Origin of the sequence: Enterobacter sp. 120016 (assembly GCF_018383635.1) — a bacterium.
In the GTDB taxonomy this organism is placed as follows: domain Bacteria; phylum Pseudomonadota; class Gammaproteobacteria; order Enterobacterales; family Enterobacteriaceae; genus Enterobacter; species Enterobacter asburiae_D.
In genome coordinates this window covers 209,085-228,341 of sequence record NZ_JAHAWC010000003.1, presented here as the reverse complement: position 1 = coordinate 228,341, position 19,257 = coordinate 209,085, and the positions used below count along the sequence as shown (strand labels likewise).

The 19,257-nt window shown below is 56.3% G+C and carries 15 protein-coding genes; 8 read left to right on the top strand and 7 right to left on the bottom strand.

Annotation, left to right across the window (positions count from 1 at the left end; translation table 11 throughout):
- Positions 1-12: 12 nt before the first annotated feature.
- On the bottom strand, positions 13-1,215 hold the full coding sequence (gene pncB / locus KIF87_RS07470; protein ID WP_213328366.1) for a nicotinate phosphoribosyltransferase: 1,203 nt from the start codon (positions 1,213-1,215) through the stop codon (positions 13-15).
- 254 nt (positions 1,216-1,469) lie between these two features.
- On the opposite strand from pncB, the gene pepN reads away from it, so the two are divergent.
- Positions 1,470-4,082, top strand: coding sequence for an aminopeptidase N (gene pepN, locus KIF87_RS07465; RefSeq protein ID WP_213328365.1), 2,613 nt, complete (start codon positions 1,470-1,472; stop codon positions 4,080-4,082).
- Positions 4,083-4,133: 51 nt separating this feature from the next.
- Here the strand turns inward: pepN and ssuB are convergent, their stop codons facing one another.
- Genes ssuB through ssuE form a run of 5 tightly spaced genes read right to left on the bottom strand, consistent with a single transcriptional unit; the run spans position 4,134 to position 8,374 of the window.
- Positions 4,134-4,904: an aliphatic sulfonates ABC transporter ATP-binding protein gene (gene ssuB, locus KIF87_RS07460; protein ID WP_213328364.1), complete on the bottom strand. Its 771-nt coding sequence runs from the start codon at positions 4,902-4,904 to the stop codon at positions 4,134-4,136.
- Positions 4,901-5,692, bottom strand: coding sequence for an aliphatic sulfonate ABC transporter permease SsuC (gene ssuC / locus KIF87_RS07455; RefSeq protein WP_023311016.1), 792 nt, complete (start codon positions 5,690-5,692; stop codon positions 4,901-4,903). Before ssuC ends, ssuB begins: the two co-directional genes overlap by 4 nt.
- A gap of 9 nt (positions 5,693-5,701) precedes the next feature.
- Positions 5,702-6,847, bottom strand: coding sequence for an FMNH2-dependent alkanesulfonate monooxygenase (ssuD, locus tag KIF87_RS07450; protein WP_032658175.1), 1,146 nt, complete (start codon positions 6,845-6,847; stop codon positions 5,702-5,704).
- Positions 6,844-7,806 carry a sulfonate ABC transporter substrate-binding protein gene (locus tag KIF87_RS07445; protein WP_032638812.1) on the bottom strand — a complete coding sequence of 321 codons (963 nt, stop codon included), beginning with the start codon at positions 7,804-7,806 and terminating at the stop codon, positions 6,844-6,846. The genes ssuD and KIF87_RS07445 overlap by 4 nt, the downstream gene beginning before the upstream one ends.
- Positions 7,799-8,374 carry an NADPH-dependent FMN reductase gene (ssuE, locus tag KIF87_RS07440; RefSeq protein ID WP_023335146.1) on the bottom strand — a complete coding sequence of 192 codons (576 nt, stop codon included), beginning with the start codon at positions 8,372-8,374 and terminating at the stop codon, positions 7,799-7,801. The genes KIF87_RS07445 and ssuE overlap by 8 nt, the downstream gene beginning before the upstream one ends.
- A 248-nt stretch (positions 8,375-8,622) precedes the next feature.
- On the opposite strand from ssuE, the gene pyrD reads away from it, so the two are divergent.
- Positions 8,623-9,633 carry a quinone-dependent dihydroorotate dehydrogenase gene (pyrD, locus tag KIF87_RS07435; protein ID WP_213328363.1) on the top strand — a complete coding sequence of 337 codons (1,011 nt, stop codon included), beginning with the start codon at positions 8,623-8,625 and terminating at the stop codon, positions 9,631-9,633.
- A gap of 165 nt (positions 9,634-9,798) precedes the next feature.
- Positions 9,799-10,341 carry a cell division protein ZapC gene (zapC, locus tag KIF87_RS07430; RefSeq protein WP_023311020.1) on the top strand — a complete coding sequence of 181 codons (543 nt, stop codon included), beginning with the start codon at positions 9,799-9,801 and terminating at the stop codon, positions 10,339-10,341.
- On the opposite strand, the gene KIF87_RS07425 is transcribed toward zapC, so the two are convergent.
- Positions 10,338-11,447, bottom strand: coding sequence for a YcbX family protein (locus KIF87_RS07425; protein ID WP_213328362.1), 1,110 nt, complete (start codon positions 11,445-11,447; stop codon positions 10,338-10,340). The two genes, zapC and KIF87_RS07425, sit on opposite strands and share 4 nt — an antisense overlap.
- Before the next feature lie 98 nt (positions 11,448-11,545).
- Here KIF87_RS07425 and rlmKL point away from each other — a divergent pair, with 98 nt between their 5' ends.
- The 5 genes from rlmKL to pqiC are packed head-to-tail and all read left to right on the top strand — an operon-like array spanning position 11,546 to position 19,049.
- Positions 11,546-13,654, top strand: coding sequence for a bifunctional 23S rRNA (guanine(2069)-N(7))-methyltransferase RlmK/23S rRNA (guanine(2445)-N(2))-methyltransferase RlmL (rlmKL, locus tag KIF87_RS07420; RefSeq protein WP_059346432.1), 2,109 nt, complete (start codon positions 11,546-11,548; stop codon positions 13,652-13,654).
- 12 nt (positions 13,655-13,666) lie between these two features.
- Positions 13,667-15,574, top strand: a complete 1,908-nt coding sequence (locus KIF87_RS07415; protein WP_213328361.1) for an ABC transporter ATP-binding protein — start codon at positions 13,667-13,669, stop codon at positions 15,572-15,574.
- Between the two features lie 13 nt (positions 15,575-15,587).
- A complete protein-coding gene (gene pqiA / locus KIF87_RS07410; RefSeq protein ID WP_213328360.1) occupies positions 15,588-16,841 on the top strand; it encodes a membrane integrity-associated transporter subunit PqiA in 1,254 nt (417 codons plus the stop codon).
- A gap of 4 nt (positions 16,842-16,845) precedes the next feature.
- Positions 16,846-18,486, top strand: a complete 1,641-nt coding sequence (pqiB, locus tag KIF87_RS07405; RefSeq protein WP_213328359.1) for an intermembrane transport protein PqiB — start codon at positions 16,846-16,848, stop codon at positions 18,484-18,486.
- A complete protein-coding gene (pqiC, locus tag KIF87_RS07400) occupies positions 18,483-19,049 on the top strand; it encodes a membrane integrity-associated transporter subunit PqiC (protein ID WP_213328358.1) in 567 nt (188 codons plus the stop codon). Before pqiB ends, pqiC begins: the two co-directional genes overlap by 4 nt.
- Positions 19,050-19,257 lie beyond the last annotated feature (208 nt).

Below are 19,257 nucleotides of genomic sequence, written 5' to 3'. Positions count from 1 at the left end.
TCCCGTAAGCGCTTAACTGGCTTTTTTGATCTGGGGAAGATCGAACGCTTTGCGCAATGCGCGGACAAACGCTTTGTCATGGCAGATGGTTTTACCCGGGCTGTCGGAGAGTTTTGCCACCGGCTTGCCGTTACATTCCACCAGTTTGATGACGATATTCAGAGGTTTTACCTGAGGAATATCGCAGGTCAGACGGGTACCAATTCCGAAACTCAGGTTCACCCGGGTGTTGAAATGGCGATAGAGTTCGACCGCTTTCGCCAGGTCGAGATTATCCGAGAAGACCAGCACCTTGCTCATCGGATCGATGCCGAGCTTCTCGTAATGGGCAATGGCCTTCTCGCCCCATTCAACCGGATCCCCGGAGTCGTGGCGTAACCCCTGGTAACGTTCAGCGAACTCGGGACCAAAGTCGCGCAGGAAGGCATCCATCGTAATACAGTCGGTGAGGGCGATCCCGAGCTGATTCGGGTACTCCTCAAGCCATGCGGCCAGTGCCGCGCGCTGGCTGTTAGCCAGGTCGGGGCTGATCTGCTGATGCGCCTGGAACCACTCGTGCGCCTGGGTGCCCATCGGCGTCAGGCCGAGGCGGCGTGCCAGATCGTAGTTACTGGTGCCCACGAACCACGGCTCCTGCTGCAGACGTTTAACGATGGCTTCCTGAACGTCACGCGAGAAACGGCGACGGGTGCCAAAGTCCATCAGGCGGAAGCGGGACATGTCCAGCCCTTCGGTCAGCGTGGAGAAGGCAGCGAGTTTATTTTCCAGCGCGGCGACCGCCTGCTCGACGCCCGTTTCCGGCGAACGGTAGCGGTGAGCCAGTTCACTGATCACTGCCAGAAGCGGCACTTCCCACATGATCACTTCCCGCCACGGACCTTCAAGGCGAATATCAAGCTTGCCGTTATCGTTAAGCACGGTGACCTGCTCCGGCTTATAGCGGAAATCGCGCAGCCAGTTCAGGTAGTCGGCTTTGAAGAAAGGCAGGCCAGAAAGCCACTGATATTCCTCGTCCTGCAGCGTCAGATGCTGCATAGCATTGACCTGTTCACGAATGGCGTCTGCGTAGATACCAAGCAAGTCGTCGCCACGACAGCGGAATTCCGCCGCGACATGAACGTCATAGTAATGGTGGAAAACGGCTTGCTGCATATGCAGTTTATACGCGTCGGTATCCAGCAACGTATGCAGAACTGGAGAAGCGAATTGAGTCATAGGTGCGCAGTAGCATCCTCTCACAGGAGCGTTTAGTACAATAAACAACTCCGGAGTATACCTTGTTTAGTGATTTATTGAACCCCGATCACAACATAAGCGCGTTTTATGGTCGAGGGCATTTTGTGCCCCGTGTTATACAAATGTAGCAAAAAAAGGTTTTGACCCTGAAAAGATGAACATTCTGCATAGCGCGTTTTGCGCAACAGGAATATATTGAAACGTTACTCGACAAACGATGCATAAGGTTTTCTATGACACAACAGCCACAAGCCAAATACCGCCACGACTACCGTGCGCCGGATTACCTGATTAGCGAAATCGATCTGACTTTTGACCTGGATGCCACTAAAACCGTTGTCACGGCGGTGAGCCAGGTGACGCGCCACAGCGCAACTGCGGTGCCGCTGCGTCTGGATGGTGAAGACCTGACGCTGGTCTCCCTGCACATTAATGATGAAGCCTGGTCAGACTATAAAGAAGAAAACAACCAGTTGGTCATCGACAACCTGCCGGAACAGTTTACGCTGCGCATCGTGAATGAAATCAGCCCTGCCGCCAACACCGCGCTGGAAGGGCTTTACCAGTCAGGCGTGGCGCTGTGTACCCAGTGTGAAGCGGAAGGGTTCCGCCACATTACGTGGTATCTCGACCGTCCGGACGTCCTGGCGCGCTTCACCACCAAAATCATCGCCGATAAAACCCTGTATCCCTTCCTGCTCTCCAACGGTAACCGCGTAGGCGAAGGCGAGCTGGAGAATGGCCGTCACTGGGTGCAGTGGCAGGATCCCTTCCCGAAACCGTGCTACCTGTTTGCGCTGGTGGCGGGGGATTTCGACGTGCTGCGCGACACCTTCAAAACGCGCTCAGGCCGCGAAGTGGCGCTGGAGCTGTTTGTTGACCGCGGCAACCTTGACCGTGCGCCGTGGGCAATGACCTCCCTCATCAACTCCATGAAGTGGGACGAGGAGCGCTTTGGCCTCGAATATGACCTCGACATCTATATGATCGTCGCCGTCGATTTCTTCAACATGGGCGCAATGGAGAACAAAGGCCTTAACGTCTTTAACTCCAAATACGTGCTGGCGCGTACCGATACCGCAACGGACAAAGACTACCTCGATATCGAGCGCGTCATCGGCCACGAATATTTCCACAACTGGACCGGTAACCGCGTTACCTGCCGCGACTGGTTCCAGCTGAGCCTGAAAGAGGGCCTGACCGTCTTCCGCGATCAGGAGTTCAGCTCCGACCTGGGTTCACGCGCGGTGAACCGCATCAACAACGTGCGCACCATGCGTGGTCTGCAGTTTGCGGAAGATGCCAGCCCAATGGCGCACCCGATCCGCCCGGATAAAGTCATCGAGATGAACAACTTCTACACCCTGACGGTGTACGAGAAGGGCGCTGAAATTATCCGCATGATCCACACCCTGCTGGGTGAGGAGAACTTCCAGAAAGGGATGCAGCTGTACTTCGAGCGTCATGACGGCAGCGCGGCCACCTGCGACGATTTTGTGCAGGCGATGGAGGATGCCTCTAATGTCGATCTCTCTCACTTCCGCCGCTGGTACAGCCAGGCCGGTACGCCGATTGTTACCGTCAAAGACGACTACAATCCGGAAACCGAGCAGTACACCCTGACCATCAGCCAGCGCACGCCGCCGACGGCGGAGCAGGAAGAGAAATATCCGCTGCATATTCCGTTCAGCATTGAGCTGTACGATAACGAAGGCAAAGTTATCCCGCTCCAGAAGGGCGGCCACCCGGTACACCACGTGCTGAACGTGACCCAGGCCGAGCAGACCTTTATCTTCGATAACGTCTACTTCCAGCCGGTGCCTGCGCTGCTGTGCGAATTCTCCGCGCCGGTGAAGCTGGAGTACAAGTGGAGCGATCAGCAGCTGACGTTCCTGATGCGTCACGCGCGTAACGACTTCTCCCGCTGGGATGCAGCGCAAAGCCTGCTGGCGACCTACATTAAGATCAACGTAAACCGTCATCAGCAGGGCCAGCCGCTGTCGCTGCCTGTCCATGTGGCTGACGCGTTCCGCGCGATCCTGCTGGATGAGAAGATTGACCCGGCGCTGGCCGCTGAAATTCTGACCCTGCCGTCAGCGACTGAAATCGCCGAGTTGTTTGAGATCATCGATCCGATTGCCATCGTGGCGGTGCGTGAAGCGCTGACCCGTACGCTGGCTGCAGAACTGGCCGATGAGTTCCTGGCCATTTATAACGCCAATAAGCTTGACGCGTATCGCGTTGAGCACGCGGACATTGGTAAACGTTCTCTGCGCAATACCTGCCTGCGCTATCTTGCGTTTGGTGAAACCGGGCTGGCGAACACCCTGGTGAGCAAGCAGTATCACGAAGCGGATAACATGACCGACGCGCTGGCCGCGCTGGGTGCAAGCGTTGCCGCCGAACTGCCGTGCCGTGATGCGCTAATGCAGGAGTACGACGACAAGTGGCATCAGGATGGTCTGGTGATGGACAAGTGGTTCATCCTGCAGGCGACCAGCCCGGCGGCCGATGCGCTCAGCAAAGTGCGCAGCCTGTTGAAGCATCGCTCCTTTACCCTGAGCAACCCAAACCGCGTGCGCTCTCTGATTGGCGCGTTTGCCAGCAGCAACCCTGCGGCGTTCCACGCCGAAGACGGCAGCGGTTATCAGTTCATGGTGGAAATGCTGACCGAGCTGAACAGCCGTAACCCGCAGGTGGCGTCCCGTCTGATTGAGCCGCTGATCCGTCTGAAACGCTACGATGCGAAGCGTCAGGCGAAGATGCGTGCCGCGCTTGAGCAGCTGAAAGGGCTGGAGAACCTGTCTGGCGATCTGTACGAGAAGATTGCTAAGGCACTGGCCTGATAGAAAGCTTAACCCTCCCTCTCCCTGTGGGAGAGGGCCGGGGTGAGGGCATCAGGCATTAGCTTTAACTCGTTCTAACTCCGTACCCCCACGCTTCATCACCCGATCCAACACCTCAGCTTCCAGCTCCGCCAGTCTTGCCGACCCCACGCGGCGAGGGCGCGGGATATCCACCGTCAAATCCAGGCCAATCTTCCCGTCTTCTATCAGCAGCACCCGGTCAGCCATCGCCACAGCTTCGCTCACGTCATGCGTCACCAGCAGTACCGTAAAGCCGTGCGCCTGCCACAGGGATCCAATCAAATCCTGCATTTCGATTCGCGTCAGGGCATCGAGCGCGCCGAGCGGTTCATCAAGCAACAGCAGGCCCGGACGGTGAATCAACGCACGCGCCAGCGCCACGCGCTGCTTCTGTCCACCCGAGAGGGCCGCGGGCCATTCACCCGCACGATTTTCCAGCCCAACGGCGGCCAGCGCCTGGCGGGCTTCATCCCGCCAGTTTCCCTTCAGACCGAGCCCAACGTTGTCGATAACCGTTTTCCACGGCAGCAGGCGCGCGTCCTGAAACATCATGCGGGTATCGTCCTGAATATTCGAAAGCGGCGTCGTTCCTGCCAGAATGTCACCGCCGTTGGGGGCTTCCAGTCCGGCCAGAAGGCGTAGCAGGGTACTCTTGCCGCCGCCGCTGCGACCAACAACGGCCACAAATTGCCCGGCGGGAATATGCAGATCCAGCCCGTTAAGAATGGTGTTTTCGCCGTAGCGTTTGGTCACGCCGTTCAGCAGTAACGGTGTTCCCTGGTTCAGTCGTGCAGTATTCATGCTTTCGCCTCCTGAAGGGTGTAGGCCGGGTTCCAGCGCAGCCAGCTGCGCTCCAGCCACTGGGCGCTAACGTCGGCGAGTTTGCCGAGCAGGGCATACAGAATGATGGCTACCACCACCACGTCCGTTTGCAGGAATTCACGGGCGTTCATCGCCAGGTAGCCAATGCCTGAATTGGCCGAGATGGTCTCCGCCACAATCAGCGTCAGCCACATCAGGCCAAGCGCAAAACGCACCCCGACCATAATGGAGGGCAGGGCGCCCGGCAGGATCACGTGGATAAAGAGAGAAAAACCCGATAGGCCGTAGCTGCGCGCCATCTCGACCAGACCGCGATCGATATTGCGGATGCCGTGCCAGGTATTGATGTAGATCGGGAACAATGTGCCCAGCGCCACGAGGAAGATCTTGGCGCTCTCATCAATACCAAACCACAGGATAACCAGCGGGATCAGCGCCAGATGCGGCACGTTGCGCAGCATCTGAATGGAGGTATCCAGCAGCCGCTCGCCCCAGCGGGAAAGGCCGCTGATCAAGCCCAGAACCAGACCGATGCTGCCGCCGATGGAAAACCCAATCACGGCGCGCCAGGAGCTGATCGCCAGATGCTGCCACAGCTCACCGCTCACGCTCAGCGACCAGAACGCTTCTACGACGCCCTCCGGAGAGGGCAGAATGCGGCTCGACAGCCAGCCGGTGGACGACGCGAGCTGCCAGAGAGCCACAATGCCGACGGGTAAAAACCACGGCGCGGCGCGCAGCAGCCATTTTTGTGAGGTGGCAGACATTGTCACTCCTTAGCTCTGCGCGGCTTTGCGTGGAATAAACTCGTTCGCCACGGCTTCGCCCTGAAGCTGAAGCCGCTGCGGCTGCGGAATTTCCGGAATGGCAACATCCAGATGCGGGAATAACAGCTCGCCCACCTTGTACGCCTCTTCCAGATGCGGATAACCGGAGAGAATAAAGCTGTCGATACCCAGCTCGGCGTATTCATTGATACGCGCGGCTACGGTCGGACCGTCGCCGACCAGCGCCGTGCCCGCACCGCCGCGCACCAGACCGACGCCCGCCCACAGGTTCGGGCTGATCTCCAGGTTTTCGCGCTTGCCGTTGTGCAGGGACGCCATTCGGTGCTGTCCGACGGAGTCGGTTTTGGCAAACGCGGCCTGAGCCCTGGCGATGGTCTCATCGTCCAGATGGGAAATCAGTCGGTCGGCGGCCTGCCAGGCTTCTTCATTGGTTTCGCGCACAATCACGTGCAGGCGAATGCCGAAGCGCACCTTGCGGCCATGGGCGGCCGCTTTAGCGCGGACCTGGGCAATTTTTTCTTTCACCAGCTCAGGCGGTTCGCCCCAGGTCAGATAGAGATCGACCTGCTCTGCCGCCAGATCCTGGGCCACATCCGACGATCCGCCAAAATAGAGCGGCGGGCGCGGCTGTTGCACCGGCGGGAAGTAGAGTTTCGCGTCGCGAACGTGAATATGTTTGCCTTCAAAGGTGACGGTTTCACCTTCCAGCAGACGTCGCCAGACGCGGGTGAACTCGGCGGAAGCTTCATAGCGCTCGGTATGGTCGAGGAATACCCCATCGCCCGCCAGCTCCTGCGGATCGCTACCCGTCACCAGGTTAAACAGGGCGCGTCCGTTGGACAGCCTGTCCAGCGTTGCCGCCTGACGTGCCGCCACGGTGGGGGAGACAACGCTCGGGCGTAGCGCAACCAGGAACTTCAGGCGCTGGGTGACCGGGATCATCGACGCGGCGACCAGCCAGGCATCTTCGCATGAACGTCCGGTCGGGATCAGCACCCCGGTGAAACCGATTCGGTCCGCCGCCTGCGCAATCTGCTGCAGGTAGCCGTGGTCAACCGGGCGCGAGCCCTCTTCTGTACCAAGATAGTGTCCATCACCGTGGGTGGGTAAAAACCAGAAAAGATTCAGACTCATGATTTAGCTCCTTCTTTGCCTGCGGGCTGCCAGATGCGTTCGCGAATAGTGACCTGTTTTGGCACCAGGTGGTTTTGATAGAAAAGGTCAGCCGTTTGTTGCTGAAGCGCGGCGACGTGCGCGTCCACGGGCGTAATGGTGGTCGGCGGACGGTGGTTGAGATAGCTCGCGATCACCGGCTCAGGTAAGCCCATGGTTTTCGCCAGCAGGGCAATACTCTCCTGACGCTGGGTCTGGGTCAGCGCATCGGCCTGGGTAAAGGTATCCAGTACGCCCTGAATAAATGCGCCGTTCTTTTCCGCATAAGGACGCGCGGCCAGGTAGAACGAGCCGGTCTGCTTCAGCGTGGTGCCGTCTTTCAGCACGCGAACGCCGCCCTGCAGTAATGCGGCGGAGTAGTACGGATCCCAGATGGCCCAGGCATCAACATTCTTCTGCTGGAACGCGGCGCGCGCGTCGGCAGGCGTCAGGTAAACAGGCTGAATGTCAGTGAACTTGAGCCCGGCTTCTTGCAGGGCACGCAGCAGCAGGTTGTGTGAGCTGGAACCTTTCTGGAAAGCAACTTTATGCCCTTTAAGATCGGCGACGCTTTTAATGTCGCTGTTTTCAGGCACCAGAATCACTTCGGCCTTCGGTTTGGGCGGCTCAACGCCAACATAGACGAGGTCCGCTCCCGCCGCCTGGGCGAATATCGGCGGAATATCACCCGTGCTGCCGAGATCGATACTGCCCACGTTCAGGGCCTCCAGCATCTGCGGGCCAGCCGGGAACTCCACCCAGGAGAATTTGGTGTCCGGGAAGCGTTTTTCCAGAAGCTGGTGGCTTTTCGCCAGCACCATGCTGACGCTGCCTTTCTGATAGCCAATGCGTAAACTTTCCGGAGCCGTTTCTGCTGCATGGGCCAGCGAGGTAAGCGCCATCAGACCTGCCAGGCCGATGCGGGTTAACGTTTTAAACATGTGCGACTCCTTGAGGCTGACCAAACGCCGGCGCCTGGATATCCCTGCGGTGCAGAGCATGCCAGAAGGTTTCCAGGGCAGTATCGAGGCGGGTTTGCAGGTTCGGCGTAAAATGAGGTTTATGTTGATAATCGATAACCTGGGAGTCATCTGCGAAAACGCCGTGGAGGATCTCCTGCGCTTTCAGCGCGTTCAGCACCGGCTTCAGGGCATAATCCACGGCCAGTAAATGGGCCACCGTACCGCCCGTTGCCAGCGGCAGCACGACTTTGCCGTCCAGCGCGCGTTCCGGAAGCAGATCGAGCAGGGTTTTCAGCGCCCCGGAAAAAGAGGCTTTATAAATGGGCGTTGCCACAATTAAGCCGTCAGCGCCGTTAAGCTGCTCGATGAGCGTTTTAAGGGCAGGGCTGTCGAAACGGGCATAGAGCAGATCTTCAGGTTCGAAGTTATGCAGGTTCCAGTGGCACACTTCCACATCCAGAGCATTGAGTTTTTCGCGGGCATATTCCAGCAGGGCGCTGGAGCGCGAAGGGAATCGTGGACTTCCGGCCAGGGTAATGACGCGCATACTTCCTCCTTATAACTAATTGTTTGCTTTTATCTAACATTCATAACAATTTTCAGGAGTGTGACACCGCGCGGTTATTCCACTAAATGATTTATCTGCAATTAAAATGCGAAAAAGTGCATAAGAAATAGACAGGGAGGTAAACGATTGCGTTTTACGCTGATTTTTTGCCGCAGGTCAATTCCCTTTCGCGCGTGGATCGCCCATAATCCCCTCCCGGTTTGCACACCGGGAATCCAGGAGAGTTCATGTACTACCCCTTCGTTCGTAAAGCCCTTTTCCAGCTCGACCCTGAGCGCGCTCATGAATTTACATTCCAGCAATTACGTCGTATTACCGGAACGCCTCTGGCCGCTCTGGTGCGTCAGAATGTGCCGGAAAAACCTGTGCAGTGCATGGGTCTGACCTTTAAAAATCCGCTGGGTCTGGCGGCGGGTCTGGACAAAAATGGCGAGTGCATTGATGCCCTGGGCGCGATGGGCTTTGGCTCCATTGAAATCGGTACCGTCACGCCGCGCCCGCAGCCGGGAAATGACAAGCCGCGCCTGTTCCGCCTGGTTGAAGCCGAAGGGCTGATCAACCGCATGGGCTTTAATAACCTCGGTGTTGATCACCTTGTTGAGAACGTAAAAAAAGCCCATTTTGACGGGATATTAGGCATCAATATCGGCAAAAATAAAGACACGCCGGTAGAGCAGGGTAAAGATGACTATCTGATTTGTATGGAAAAAGTCTACGCCTATGCCGGTTATATTGCGGTGAATATTTCTTCACCCAATACCCCGGGGCTGCGTTCCTTACAATATGGCGAAGCGCTGGACGATCTTCTGAGTGCCATTAAAAATAAGCAAAATGAACTCCAGACGATCCACCATAAATATGTTCCGGTCGCGGTTAAGATCGCCCCGGATCTTTCTGTCGAAGAATTGATCCAGGTTGCCGACAGTTTAGTTCGCCATAATATTGATGGTGTGATTGCAACCAATACCACCCTCGATCGCTCCCTCGTGCAAGGAATGAAAAACTGTGACGAAGCGGGTGGGTTAAGTGGACGTCCGGTACAATTAAAAAGCACCGAAATTATTCGCGCCCTTTCTGCGGAATTAAAAGGACGTCTGCCGATTATTGGCGTCGGCGGCATTGACTCAGTGATTGCTGCACGCGAGAAGATGGCGGCGGGTGCGTCACTGGTGCAAATCTATTCCGGCTTTATTTTTAAAGGACCACCGCTGATTAAAGAAATCGTTACTCATATCTAATCTTTTCTCTTAATCAGACAACCAGGGCTTTATTTCCAGCCCTGGTTGTTTTATATTCCGTCACTGTTGCTTATTTAGACATTATAGTCTTTTATTAATGATGTTATAAACGAAGCGGCGATCAGGACAATTTTAGTACAGGATGTTTGGGGACGGGAGAGACACATGCGAATTAAACCTGACGATAACTGGCGCTGGTATTTTTGCGACGAGCACGATCGCATGATGCTCGATTTAGCCAATGGCATGTTGTTTCGTTCTCGTTTTGCCCGCCGAATGTTAACCCCGGACGCGTTTTCCCCGTCGGGCTTTTGCGTTGACGACGCGGCGCTTTATTTCTCTTTTGAAGAAAAATGCCGCGATCTGGTGCTCTCTAAAGAGCAGCGTGCCGAGCTGGTATTAAATGCGCTGGTGGCTATCCGCTTCCTGAAACCGCAAATGCCAAAAAGCTGGCATTTTCTTGCGCACGGTATGAGCTGGACCCCGGCAACGGGTGACGCGGCCAGCGTAAATCTGAGCGATACCGCAGAAGAGGTGAGCTTGCTGGTGGTTGAGCCCGGCGAAAATGCTGCGCTCTGCCTGCTGGCACAGCCCGGCGTAACCATTGCCGGGCGGACGATGCAGCTTGGCGATGCCATTAAAGTGATGAACGACAGGCTGAAGCCACAGCTGCGCGTAGATTCCTTCAGCCTCGAACAGGCGGTTTAAGCTTCCAACTGTACGGCCGTTTTCGGTATGCAGCTACAGCACAGAATTGTGCCGTCATTTCCAATTGCCGATTTTTTCAGCGCACTGACCTCTCCATCCACCAGCTTGATGCGGCAGCATCCGCAAATGCCTGCGCGACAGGAATAGGGTACGCGAATACCTGCCTGCTCCAGTTGCTCCAGTAATACCTGCTGGTTGTTGCCACGGATGACGCTGCCCTGCCAGTGAATATCTACCGCTGAAGCGACATTCGTCACAACGTCGACCATTTCTTCTTCCTGACCTGAGCCGTACACTCTTGCAGGCCCTCGGGCAAGGATCTCTACCTCATCACCGACGCGGATTGCGCCGCTGGAGCGCGGGATCAGGTTCTGGCCAAAATCCACGTCGCCGTTGTCCTGCGCGGTGCGAAACGACTGCAGCGTCTTCAGCGGTTCACCGGAAGGGTGCTTCTGGCCTTTCTCAGGACTCACCGTGGTGAAAATGCAGCGGCTGCATGGCTTCACTACGTCGAAAATCACGCTGCCGATGCGGATCACCTTCCAGGTGTCTTCGTCCCAGGCGTCGACACCCGTCACCACCAGGTTCGGACGGAACTGTTCCATCTGAACGCTCGCTTTGCAGCGGCCTTGTAAATCACGCAGCGAGGCTTCGTTGGTTAGCAGGAACGGGAAGCCATCGGCGAAGGAGAGGGGAACGGCGTCATGGCGCTTCACGCGACGCGTCGGTTCAGGCCCAACCCAGCGCAGCTGCACGTCGCGGGAGAAGAAACCGCTTAGCCAGCGGTTAATTTCATCCGGGGCGATGCGTGCGGTAAAATGATTGCCCCACACTTCCGTTGGCGCATCGACAGGCGCAAAATCAGCAAAGCGAATGACCGCGCTGGAACCGTCCGGCGCGGTCAGATGCAAACCGTCATGAAGCGGGGAAGGGGTAAAGCGAACCATCTGCGGGAACTGGCGTGCGGTAATGAACGTGCCGTCAGGCTCGGTGACCATAAAAATACGATCGAAGGCGAATCCGCTCATGTCGGCCAGCGCGTGAGAGACGCCGATGCCGCGCATGGATTTCACCGGATGAATAAAAAGCCTGGATAACGTCGCCACTGCACACTCCCACAAATGAAAATAAGCCTTCAACTTTATGACATACACGCCATATTAGCTATAATGCGCGACAATTTTCTAAGAGTAAAAGTGACGATATGAATTCTCTGTTTGCCAGTACGGCCCGTGGGCTGGAAGAGCTGTTAAAAACTGAACTGGAAAGCCTGGGCGCACAAGAGTGTCAGGTGGTTCAGGGTGGTGTCCATTTTGAGGGCGACACGCGGCTTATTTACCAGAGCCTGATGTGGAGCCGTCTGGCGTCGCGCATCATGCTGCCGATGAAGGAGTGCAAGGTCTATAGTGACCTGGACCTCTATACCGGCGTACAGATGATCGACTGGACAGAGATCTTCACGCCAAATGCCACCTTTGCGGTGCATTTCAACGGCGTGAACGACGAGATCCGCAACAGCCAGTACGGTGCCCTGCGCGTAAAAGACGCCATTGTGGACTGCTTCACGCGTAAAAATAAGGAACGTCCGAACGTCGATCGCGAAAATCCGGATCTGCGTATTAACGTCTGGCTGAACGGCGATACGGCGAGTATTTCTCTCGATCTGAGCGGCGCGGGCCTCCACCTGCGCGGCTACCGCGATCGCACCGGTATGGCGCCAATTAAAGAAACGCTGGCTGCCGCCATCGTCATGCGCTCCGGCTGGCAGCCGGGCACGCCGCTGCTCGATCCGATGTGTGGTTCCGGTACGTTGCTGATTGAAGCGGCCATGCTGGCAACCGACCGCGCGCCGGGCCTGCATCGCGGCCACTGGGGCTTCAAAGGCTGGGCACAGCACGACGAAGCGATCTGGAAAGAGGTCAAAGACGACGCGCAGACCCGCGCGCGCAAAGGTCTGGCAGAGTACACCTCGCACTTCTACGGTTCGGACAGCGACCCGCGCGTCATTGAACGCGCGCGCAGCAACGCCCGTCGCGCCGGTATCGGCGAGCTGGTCACCTTCGAGGTGAAGGACGTGGCGAACCTGACCAACCCGCTGCCAAAAGGCCCGTACGGTACCGTGATCAGCAACCCGCCATACGGCGAGCGTCTGGACAGCGAGCCGGCGCTGATTGCCCTGCACAGCCTGCTGGGCCGCAATATGAAGGACTACTTCGGCGGCTGGAACTTGTCTCTGTTTAGCGCCTCGCCGGAGCTGCTGAGCTGCCTGCAGCTGCGTGCCGATCGCCAGTTTAAGGCGAAAAACGGCCCGCTGGACTGCGTGCAGAAGAACTACCATCTGGCGGAGAAAGCGGCGGACAGCAAGCCATCCGGCGTGGCGGAAGATTACGCCAACCGCCTGCGCAAGAACCTGAAGAAATATGAGAAGTGGGCGAAGCAGGAAGGGATTGAATGCTACCGCCTGTACGACGCCGACCTGCCGGAGTACAACGTGGCGGTTGACCGCTACGCGGACTGGGTGGTGATTCAGGAATATGCTCCACCGAAAACCATCGATGCGCAAAAAGCGCGTCAGCGCATGCTGGACGTCATTGCGGCGACCATCGCCGTGCTCGGCATCACGCCAAACAAGCTGGTGCTGAAAACCCGCGAGCGCCAGAAAGGGAAAAACCAGTACCAGAAGATGAATGAGAAGGGCGACTTCATCGAAGTGGGCGAATACAACGCCCGCCTGTGGGTAAACCTGACCGACTATCTGGATACCGGCCTGTTCCTTGACCACCGTATCGCCCGTCGCATGCTGGGCCAGATGAGCAAGGGCAAAGATTTCCTCAACCTGTTCTCCTATACCGGCAGCGCGAGCGTGCATGCGGGTCTGGGCGGCGCGCGGAGCACCACCACGGTGGATATGTCCCGTACCTATCTGGAATGGGCGGAGCGCAACCTGCGTCTTAACGGTTTAACCGGACGTCAGCACCGCCTGATGCAGGCCGACGTGCTGGGCTGGCTGCGTGAAACCGACGAGCAGTTCGATCTGATCTTTATCGATCCGCCGACCTTCTCCAACTCCAAGCGTATGGAAGATAGCTTTGACGTACAGCGCGATCACCTGCGCCTGATGACCGACCTGAAGCGCCTGCTGCGCAAGGGCGGCACCATTATGTTCTCGAACAACAAACGCGGCTTCCGTATGGACCATGACGGTTTAGCAGCCCTGGGCCTGAAAGCACAAGAAATCAGCCAAAAAACGCTGTCTCAGGACTTTGCCCGTAACCGTCAAATTCATAACTGCTGGTTGATTACCGCGGTCTGAAAGGAAAAATAAATGTCATTAATTAGCATGCACGGCGCGTGGCTCTCTTTTAGCGATGCGCCACTTCTCGATGATACTGAACTGCATATTGAAGATAACGAACGCGTCTGTCTTGTAGGCCGTAACGGCGCGGGTAAATCCACGCTGATGAAAATCCTCAACCGTGAACAGGGCCTGGATGACGGGCGCATTGTTTACGAACAGGATCTGATTGTTTCCCGTCTGCAGCAGGACCCTCCTCGTAACGTGGCGGGTACCGTTTATGATTTCGTTGCAGAAGGGATTTCTGAGCAGGCTGAATACCTGAAGGGCTATCACGAAATTTCACATCTGGTGATGACCGACCCAAGTGAAAAAAATCTCAATGAGATGGCACGCCTGCAGGAGCTTCTGGATCATCACGGTCTGTGGCAGCTTGAAAGCCGTATCACCGAAGTGCTGGATCAGTTAGGTCTGGATGCGGATATGGAGCTGTCGGCGCTTTCCGGCGGCTGGCTGCGTAAAGCGGCGCTTGGGCGCGCGCTGGTCAGCGGCCCGAAGGTGCTGTTGCTGGACGAACCGACCAACCACCTGGATATCGAAGCGATTGACTGGCTGGAAGGGTTCCTGAAGACCTTTAACGGCACCATTATTTTCATTTCACACGACCGTTCGTTTATCCGCAATATGGCAACGCGTATTGTCGATCTCGATCGCGGCAAGCTGGTGACCTATCCTGGCGATTACGATACCTATCTGCTGGAAAAAGAAGAAAACCTGCGCGTGGAAGAGCTGCAAAATGCGGAGTTTGACCGCAAGCTGGCACAGGAAGAGGTCTGGATCCGTCAGGGTATCAAAGCCCGCCGTACCCGTAACGAAGGCCGCGTGCGTGCCCTGAAGGCGATGCGTAACGAGCGTAGCGCTCGTCGTGAAGTTATGGGAAGTGCGAAGATGCAGGTCGAAGAGGCATCCCGCTCCGGTAAGATTGTCTTTGAAATGGAAAATGTCGATTACCAGGTCGATGGAAAAGTTCTGGTGAAAGACTTCTCCGCTCAGGTGCAGCGTGGCGATAAAATTGCCCTCATTGGCCCGAACGGCTGTGGTAAAACCACGCTGCTCAAGCTGATGCTCGGTCAGCTGCAGGCTGACAGCGGCCGTGTTCACTGCGGGACAAAGCTGGAAGTCGCCTATTTTGACCAGCACCGTGCAGAGCTGGACCCAGACAGAACGGTAATGGATAACCTTGCTGAAGGTAAGCAAGAGGTGATGGTTAACGGTAAACCGCGCCACGTGCTGGGCTATCTGCAGGACTTCCTGTTCCATCCTAAACGTGCAATGACCCCGGTGCGTGCGTTATCTGGCGGAGAGCGTAATCGTCTGCTGCTGGCGCGTTTGTTCCTGAAACCAAGTAACCTGTTGATTCTCGATGAACCAACGAACGACCTGGATGTCGAAACGCTGGAACTGCTCGAAGAGCTGATCGACGGCTATCAGGGCACCGTGATGCTGGTCAGCCACGATCGTCAGTTCGTTGATAACACCGTAACCGAGTGCTGGATCTTCGAAGGTGAAGGGCGAATTGGACAATACGTAGGCGGTTATCATGATGCAAAAGGGCAGCAATCGCAGTCTCTGGCGCAGAAACAGTCAAAGTCCAAAACAAGTTCTGAACCTGCTGTAACAAAAGCAGAAACTGTCAAGAAAACCTCGGCTAAACTAAGTTATAACCTGCAGCGCGAACTGGAGGGGCTACCTCAGCGTCTGGAAGAGCTGGAGACCGCGCTTGAGGATCTGCAAAAACAGGTTGCTGATGCGTCATTCTTTAGCCAATCGCATGACTATACTCAGAAAGTACTGTCTGAACTGTCCGCGGCTGAAAAAGCCCTGGAAGAAGCATTTGAGCGCTGGGAGTACCTTGAGTCTCTGAAGAACGGCGCATAAACAGGGATAACATATGTGTGACCAGCACCATGCCGACAGGCATATTTTATGCTCGCAATGCGATATGCTCGTGGCGTTGCCAGAGCTTGGTCACGGACATAAAGCCCTGTGTCCACGTTGCGGTGCGACGTTGACAACCGAGTGGGACGCGCCGCGGCAGCGTCCCACTGCTTACGCTCTGGCAGCACTGTTCATGCTGCTGCTCTCCAATCTCTTCCCCTTTATCTATATGAAGGTGGGGGGGATAACCAGCCAGGTGGATTTGCTTGAAATCCCGGGCGTGATGTTCTCGGAAGATTACGCCAGCCTCGGCACCTTTTTTCTCCTGTTTGTCCAGATAGTCCCGGCGTTGTGCCTGGTCGCCATCCTTTTGCTGGTGAACCGCGTGAGGATGCCGGTATCACTGAAAATCCGGCTTGCGCGTATCCTTTTTCAGCTTAAAAGCTGGGGCATGGCCGAAATCTTTCTGGCGGGCATTCTGGTCAGTTTCGTGAAGCTGATGGCGTATGGCGATGTAGGGATCGGCAGCAGCTTTGTTCCGTGGTGCCTGTACTGCGTCCTGCAGCTGCGCGCGTTCCAGTGCGTGGACAGGCGCTGGGCGTGGGATGATATCGCTCCGGCACCGACGCTTGCGCAGAAGGTGAAGGTCGGCATGCCCGGTATTCGTCAGGGGCTGCGCTCTTGCCCATGCTGCACCGCCGTGCTGCCCGCCGATCTCGACGTTTGTCCGCGCTGCGAAACGAAAGGTCACGTACGCCGTAAAAATAGCCTGCAGTGGACGATGGCGCTGCTGGTCACGTCCATCATGCTGTATCTGCCCGCCAATATTCTGCCGATCATGATCACCGATTTGCTCGGCGACAAAATGCCCTCGACGATCCTGGCCGGGGTGGTATTGCTGTGGGGCGAAGGTTCTTATCCGGTCGCCGGCGTCATCTTTATCGCCAGTATTATGGTGCCAACCCTAAAAATGATCGCCATCGCCTGGCTCTGCTGGGATGCGAAAGGTCATGGGAAACGCGACAGCGAGCGTATGCACCTGATTTATGAAGTGGTCGAGTTTGTCGGACGCTGGTCAATGATTGACGTGTTTGTCATCGCCGTTCTCTCTGCGCTGGTGCGGATGGGCGGTTTGATGAGTATTTATCCCGCGATGGGGGCTTTAATGTTTGCACTGGTTGTGATTATGACCATGTTTGCGGCCATGACCTTCGACCCTCGTTTATCGTGGGATCGTGAGCCTGAATCAAGCCATGAGGAAGAGTAAGAGCATGGAAAATAAGAGTGGAGAGGCGAAAGTGCAGAAGGTCAAAAACTGGTCTCCGGTGTGGATTTTTCCCATCGTGACCGCGCTGATCGGTGCATGGATCCTGTTTTATCATTACAGCCATCAGGGACCGGAAGTCACGCTGATAACCACCAATGCCGAGGGGATTGAGGGCGGTAAAACGACCATCAAAAGCCGTAGCGTGGACGTGGGCGTGGTCGAAAGCGCAACCCTGACCGACGATTTAACCCATGTGGAGATTAAGGCGCGCCTTAATGCCGGCATGGAAAAACTGCTGCATGGCGATTCCGTTTTCTGGGTGGTTAAACCGCAGGTGGGGCGCGAAGGGATCAGCGGCTTAGGGACGCTGCTCTCTGGGGCCTACATTGAACTGCAGCCCGGCACGAAGGGCAGCCAGCCTGGGCAATATCAGCTTCTCGACTCACCGCCGCTTGCGCCGCCTGATGCCAAGGGTATCCGCGTGATCCTCGACAGCAAAAAAGCGGGCCAGCTTACGGCGGGTGACCCGGTACTGTTCCGCGGCTACCGCGTCGGTTCCGTAGAGACCAGCACCTTCGACGCGCAAAAGCGTACCATCAGCTATCAGCTGTTCATCAATGCGCCAAACGATCGACTGGTGACCAGCAACGTTCGCTTCTGGAAGGACAGCGGGATCGCGGTGGATCTGACCTCGGCGGGGATGCGCGTAGAAATGGGTTCATTAACCACGCTGTTTGGCGGCGGGGTGAGCTTTGATGTGCCGGAAGGGCAGGATCTGGGGCAGCCGGTTGCCGAGAAAACGGCGTTCAGACTCTTTGACGATCAGCGAAGCATTCAGGACGCGCTCTATACGGATCACATTGACTTCCTGATGTTCTTCAAAGATTCCGTCCGCGGTCTGCAGCCGGGAGCACCTGTTGAGTTCCGCGGTATTCGTCTCGGTACGGTGGGGCAAGTTCCGTTCTTTGTACCTGGCCTGAGCCAGATGCTGGACGATGATTATCGTATTCCGGTGCTGATCCGCATCGAGCCGGAACGTTTGCTTAATCAGATTGGTGAGAATCAGGATATTGCTGCCCATATCAGTCAACTGATGGAACGCGGTCTGCGCGGATCGCTGAAGACGGGTAACCTGGTGACCGGTGCGCTGTATGTGGATATGGACTTCTACCCGAAAGCACCGCCGATTACCGGTATTCGTGAATTCGGTGGCTACAAGATCATCCCAACGGTGAGCAGCGGTCTGGCTCAGATCCAGCAGCGCCTGATGGAGACGCTGGATAAGATCAACAATCTGCCGCTGAATCCGATGATTGAAGCGGCGACGAACTCTCTGAGCGAAAGCCAGGCAACGATGCGTCGTCTGCAAACCACGCTGGATAACATCAACAAGATCACGGCGAGCCAGAGTATGCAGCAGCTGCCGCAGGACATGCAGAAAACGCTGCGTGAGCTGAACCGCAGTATGCAGGGCTTCCAGCCGGGTTCAGCGGCCTACAACAAGATGGTGGCAGATATGCAGCGTCTTGATCAGGTCTTACGTGAACTGCAGCCGGTGCTGAAAACGCTCAACGAGAAGAGCAATGCGCTGGTGTTCGAAGCGAAAGATAAAAAGGATCCTGAGCCGAAGAGGGCAAAAGAATGAAAAAGTGGCTATTGATGGTTGGCGCTCTGCTGTTAACGGCGTGCAGTTCAGGGGTAGATAATAAAAGCTACTATCAGCTGCCTGTGGCTACCCACACCGGTGGGCAAAGCACGGCCAGCCAGGGAAACCGTCAGCTGTGGGTTGAGCAGGTTGCGGTGCCGGATTATCTGGCAGGAAACGGCGTGGTCTATCAGACCAGCGACGTTAAATACGTGATTGCGACGAACAACCTGTGGGCCAGCCCGCTGGATCAGCAGCTGCGCAACACGCTGGTGGCCAATCTGGACAGCCAGCTTCCGGGTTGGGTTGTCGCGTCGCAGCCGCTGGGTAACGACCAGGATACGCTGAACGTCACGGTAACGGCCTTCCACGGCCGTTACGACGGTGCGGTGGTGATCAGCGGGGAGTGGTTGCTGAATCACCAGGGGCAGCTAATTAAGCGTCCTTTCCATCTGGAGCTGAAGCAGCAGAAAGATGGCTATGACGAAATGGTGAAAGTCCTGGCTCAGGGTTGGGCACAGGAGTCGGCCAGCATCGCGAGAGAAATTTCCCGGCTGCCATAAGTAAAATTCATCATCAAAAACCGCAGTTGGCCTGTCGCTGATTGCGGTTTTTTTTTCGTTTTCACTTCAGGTTGTTACTTGTGCCACGTCACAATTTTTGTACAAATGAACTTCCAGGTAGCTCACAAATATGACACCCGTATGAATTTTGAACATTGACGATGCGACTAATTCGGGGTATTCGTTATCTGTGCCTGTGCATTTAGTG

Bases quoted from the DNA above. Each gene is read 5' to 3' on its own strand.
- ssuC (WP_023311016.1), bottom strand. From the start codon at position 5,692: ATGTCTGCCACCTCACAAAAATGGCTGCTGCGCGCCGCGCCGTGGTTT.
- KIF87_RS07445 (WP_032638812.1), bottom strand. From the start codon at position 7,806: ATGTTTAAAACGTTAACCCGCATCGGCCTGGCAGGTCTGATGGCGCTT.
- pqiC (WP_213328358.1), top strand. From the start codon at position 18,483: ATGAAAAAGTGGCTATTGATGGTTGGCGCTCTGCTGTTAACGGCGTGC.
- pncB (WP_213328366.1), bottom strand. From the start codon at position 1,215: ATGACTCAATTCGCTTCTCCAGTTCTGCATACGTTGCTGGATACCGAC.
- pqiA (WP_213328360.1), top strand. From the start codon at position 15,588: ATGTGTGACCAGCACCATGCCGACAGGCATATTTTATGCTCGCAATGC.
- ssuB (WP_213328364.1), bottom strand. From the start codon at position 4,904: ATGAATACTGCACGACTGAACCAGGGAACACCGTTACTGCTGAACGGC.
- pepN (WP_213328365.1), top strand. From the start codon at position 1,470: ATGACACAACAGCCACAAGCCAAATACCGCCACGACTACCGTGCGCCG.
- zapC (WP_023311020.1), top strand. From the start codon at position 9,799: ATGCGAATTAAACCTGACGATAACTGGCGCTGGTATTTTTGCGACGAG.
- rlmKL (WP_059346432.1), top strand. From the start codon at position 11,546: ATGAATTCTCTGTTTGCCAGTACGGCCCGTGGGCTGGAAGAGCTGTTA.
- pyrD (WP_213328363.1), top strand. From the start codon at position 8,623: ATGTACTACCCCTTCGTTCGTAAAGCCCTTTTCCAGCTCGACCCTGAG.
- pqiB (WP_213328359.1), top strand. From the start codon at position 16,846: ATGGAAAATAAGAGTGGAGAGGCGAAAGTGCAGAAGGTCAAAAACTGG.
- KIF87_RS07415 (WP_213328361.1), top strand. From the start codon at position 13,667: ATGTCATTAATTAGCATGCACGGCGCGTGGCTCTCTTTTAGCGATGCG.
- ssuD (WP_032658175.1), bottom strand. From the start codon at position 6,847: ATGAGTCTGAATCTTTTCTGGTTTTTACCCACCCACGGTGATGGACAC.
- ssuE (WP_023335146.1), bottom strand. From the start codon at position 8,374: ATGCGCGTCATTACCCTGGCCGGAAGTCCACGATTCCCTTCGCGCTCC.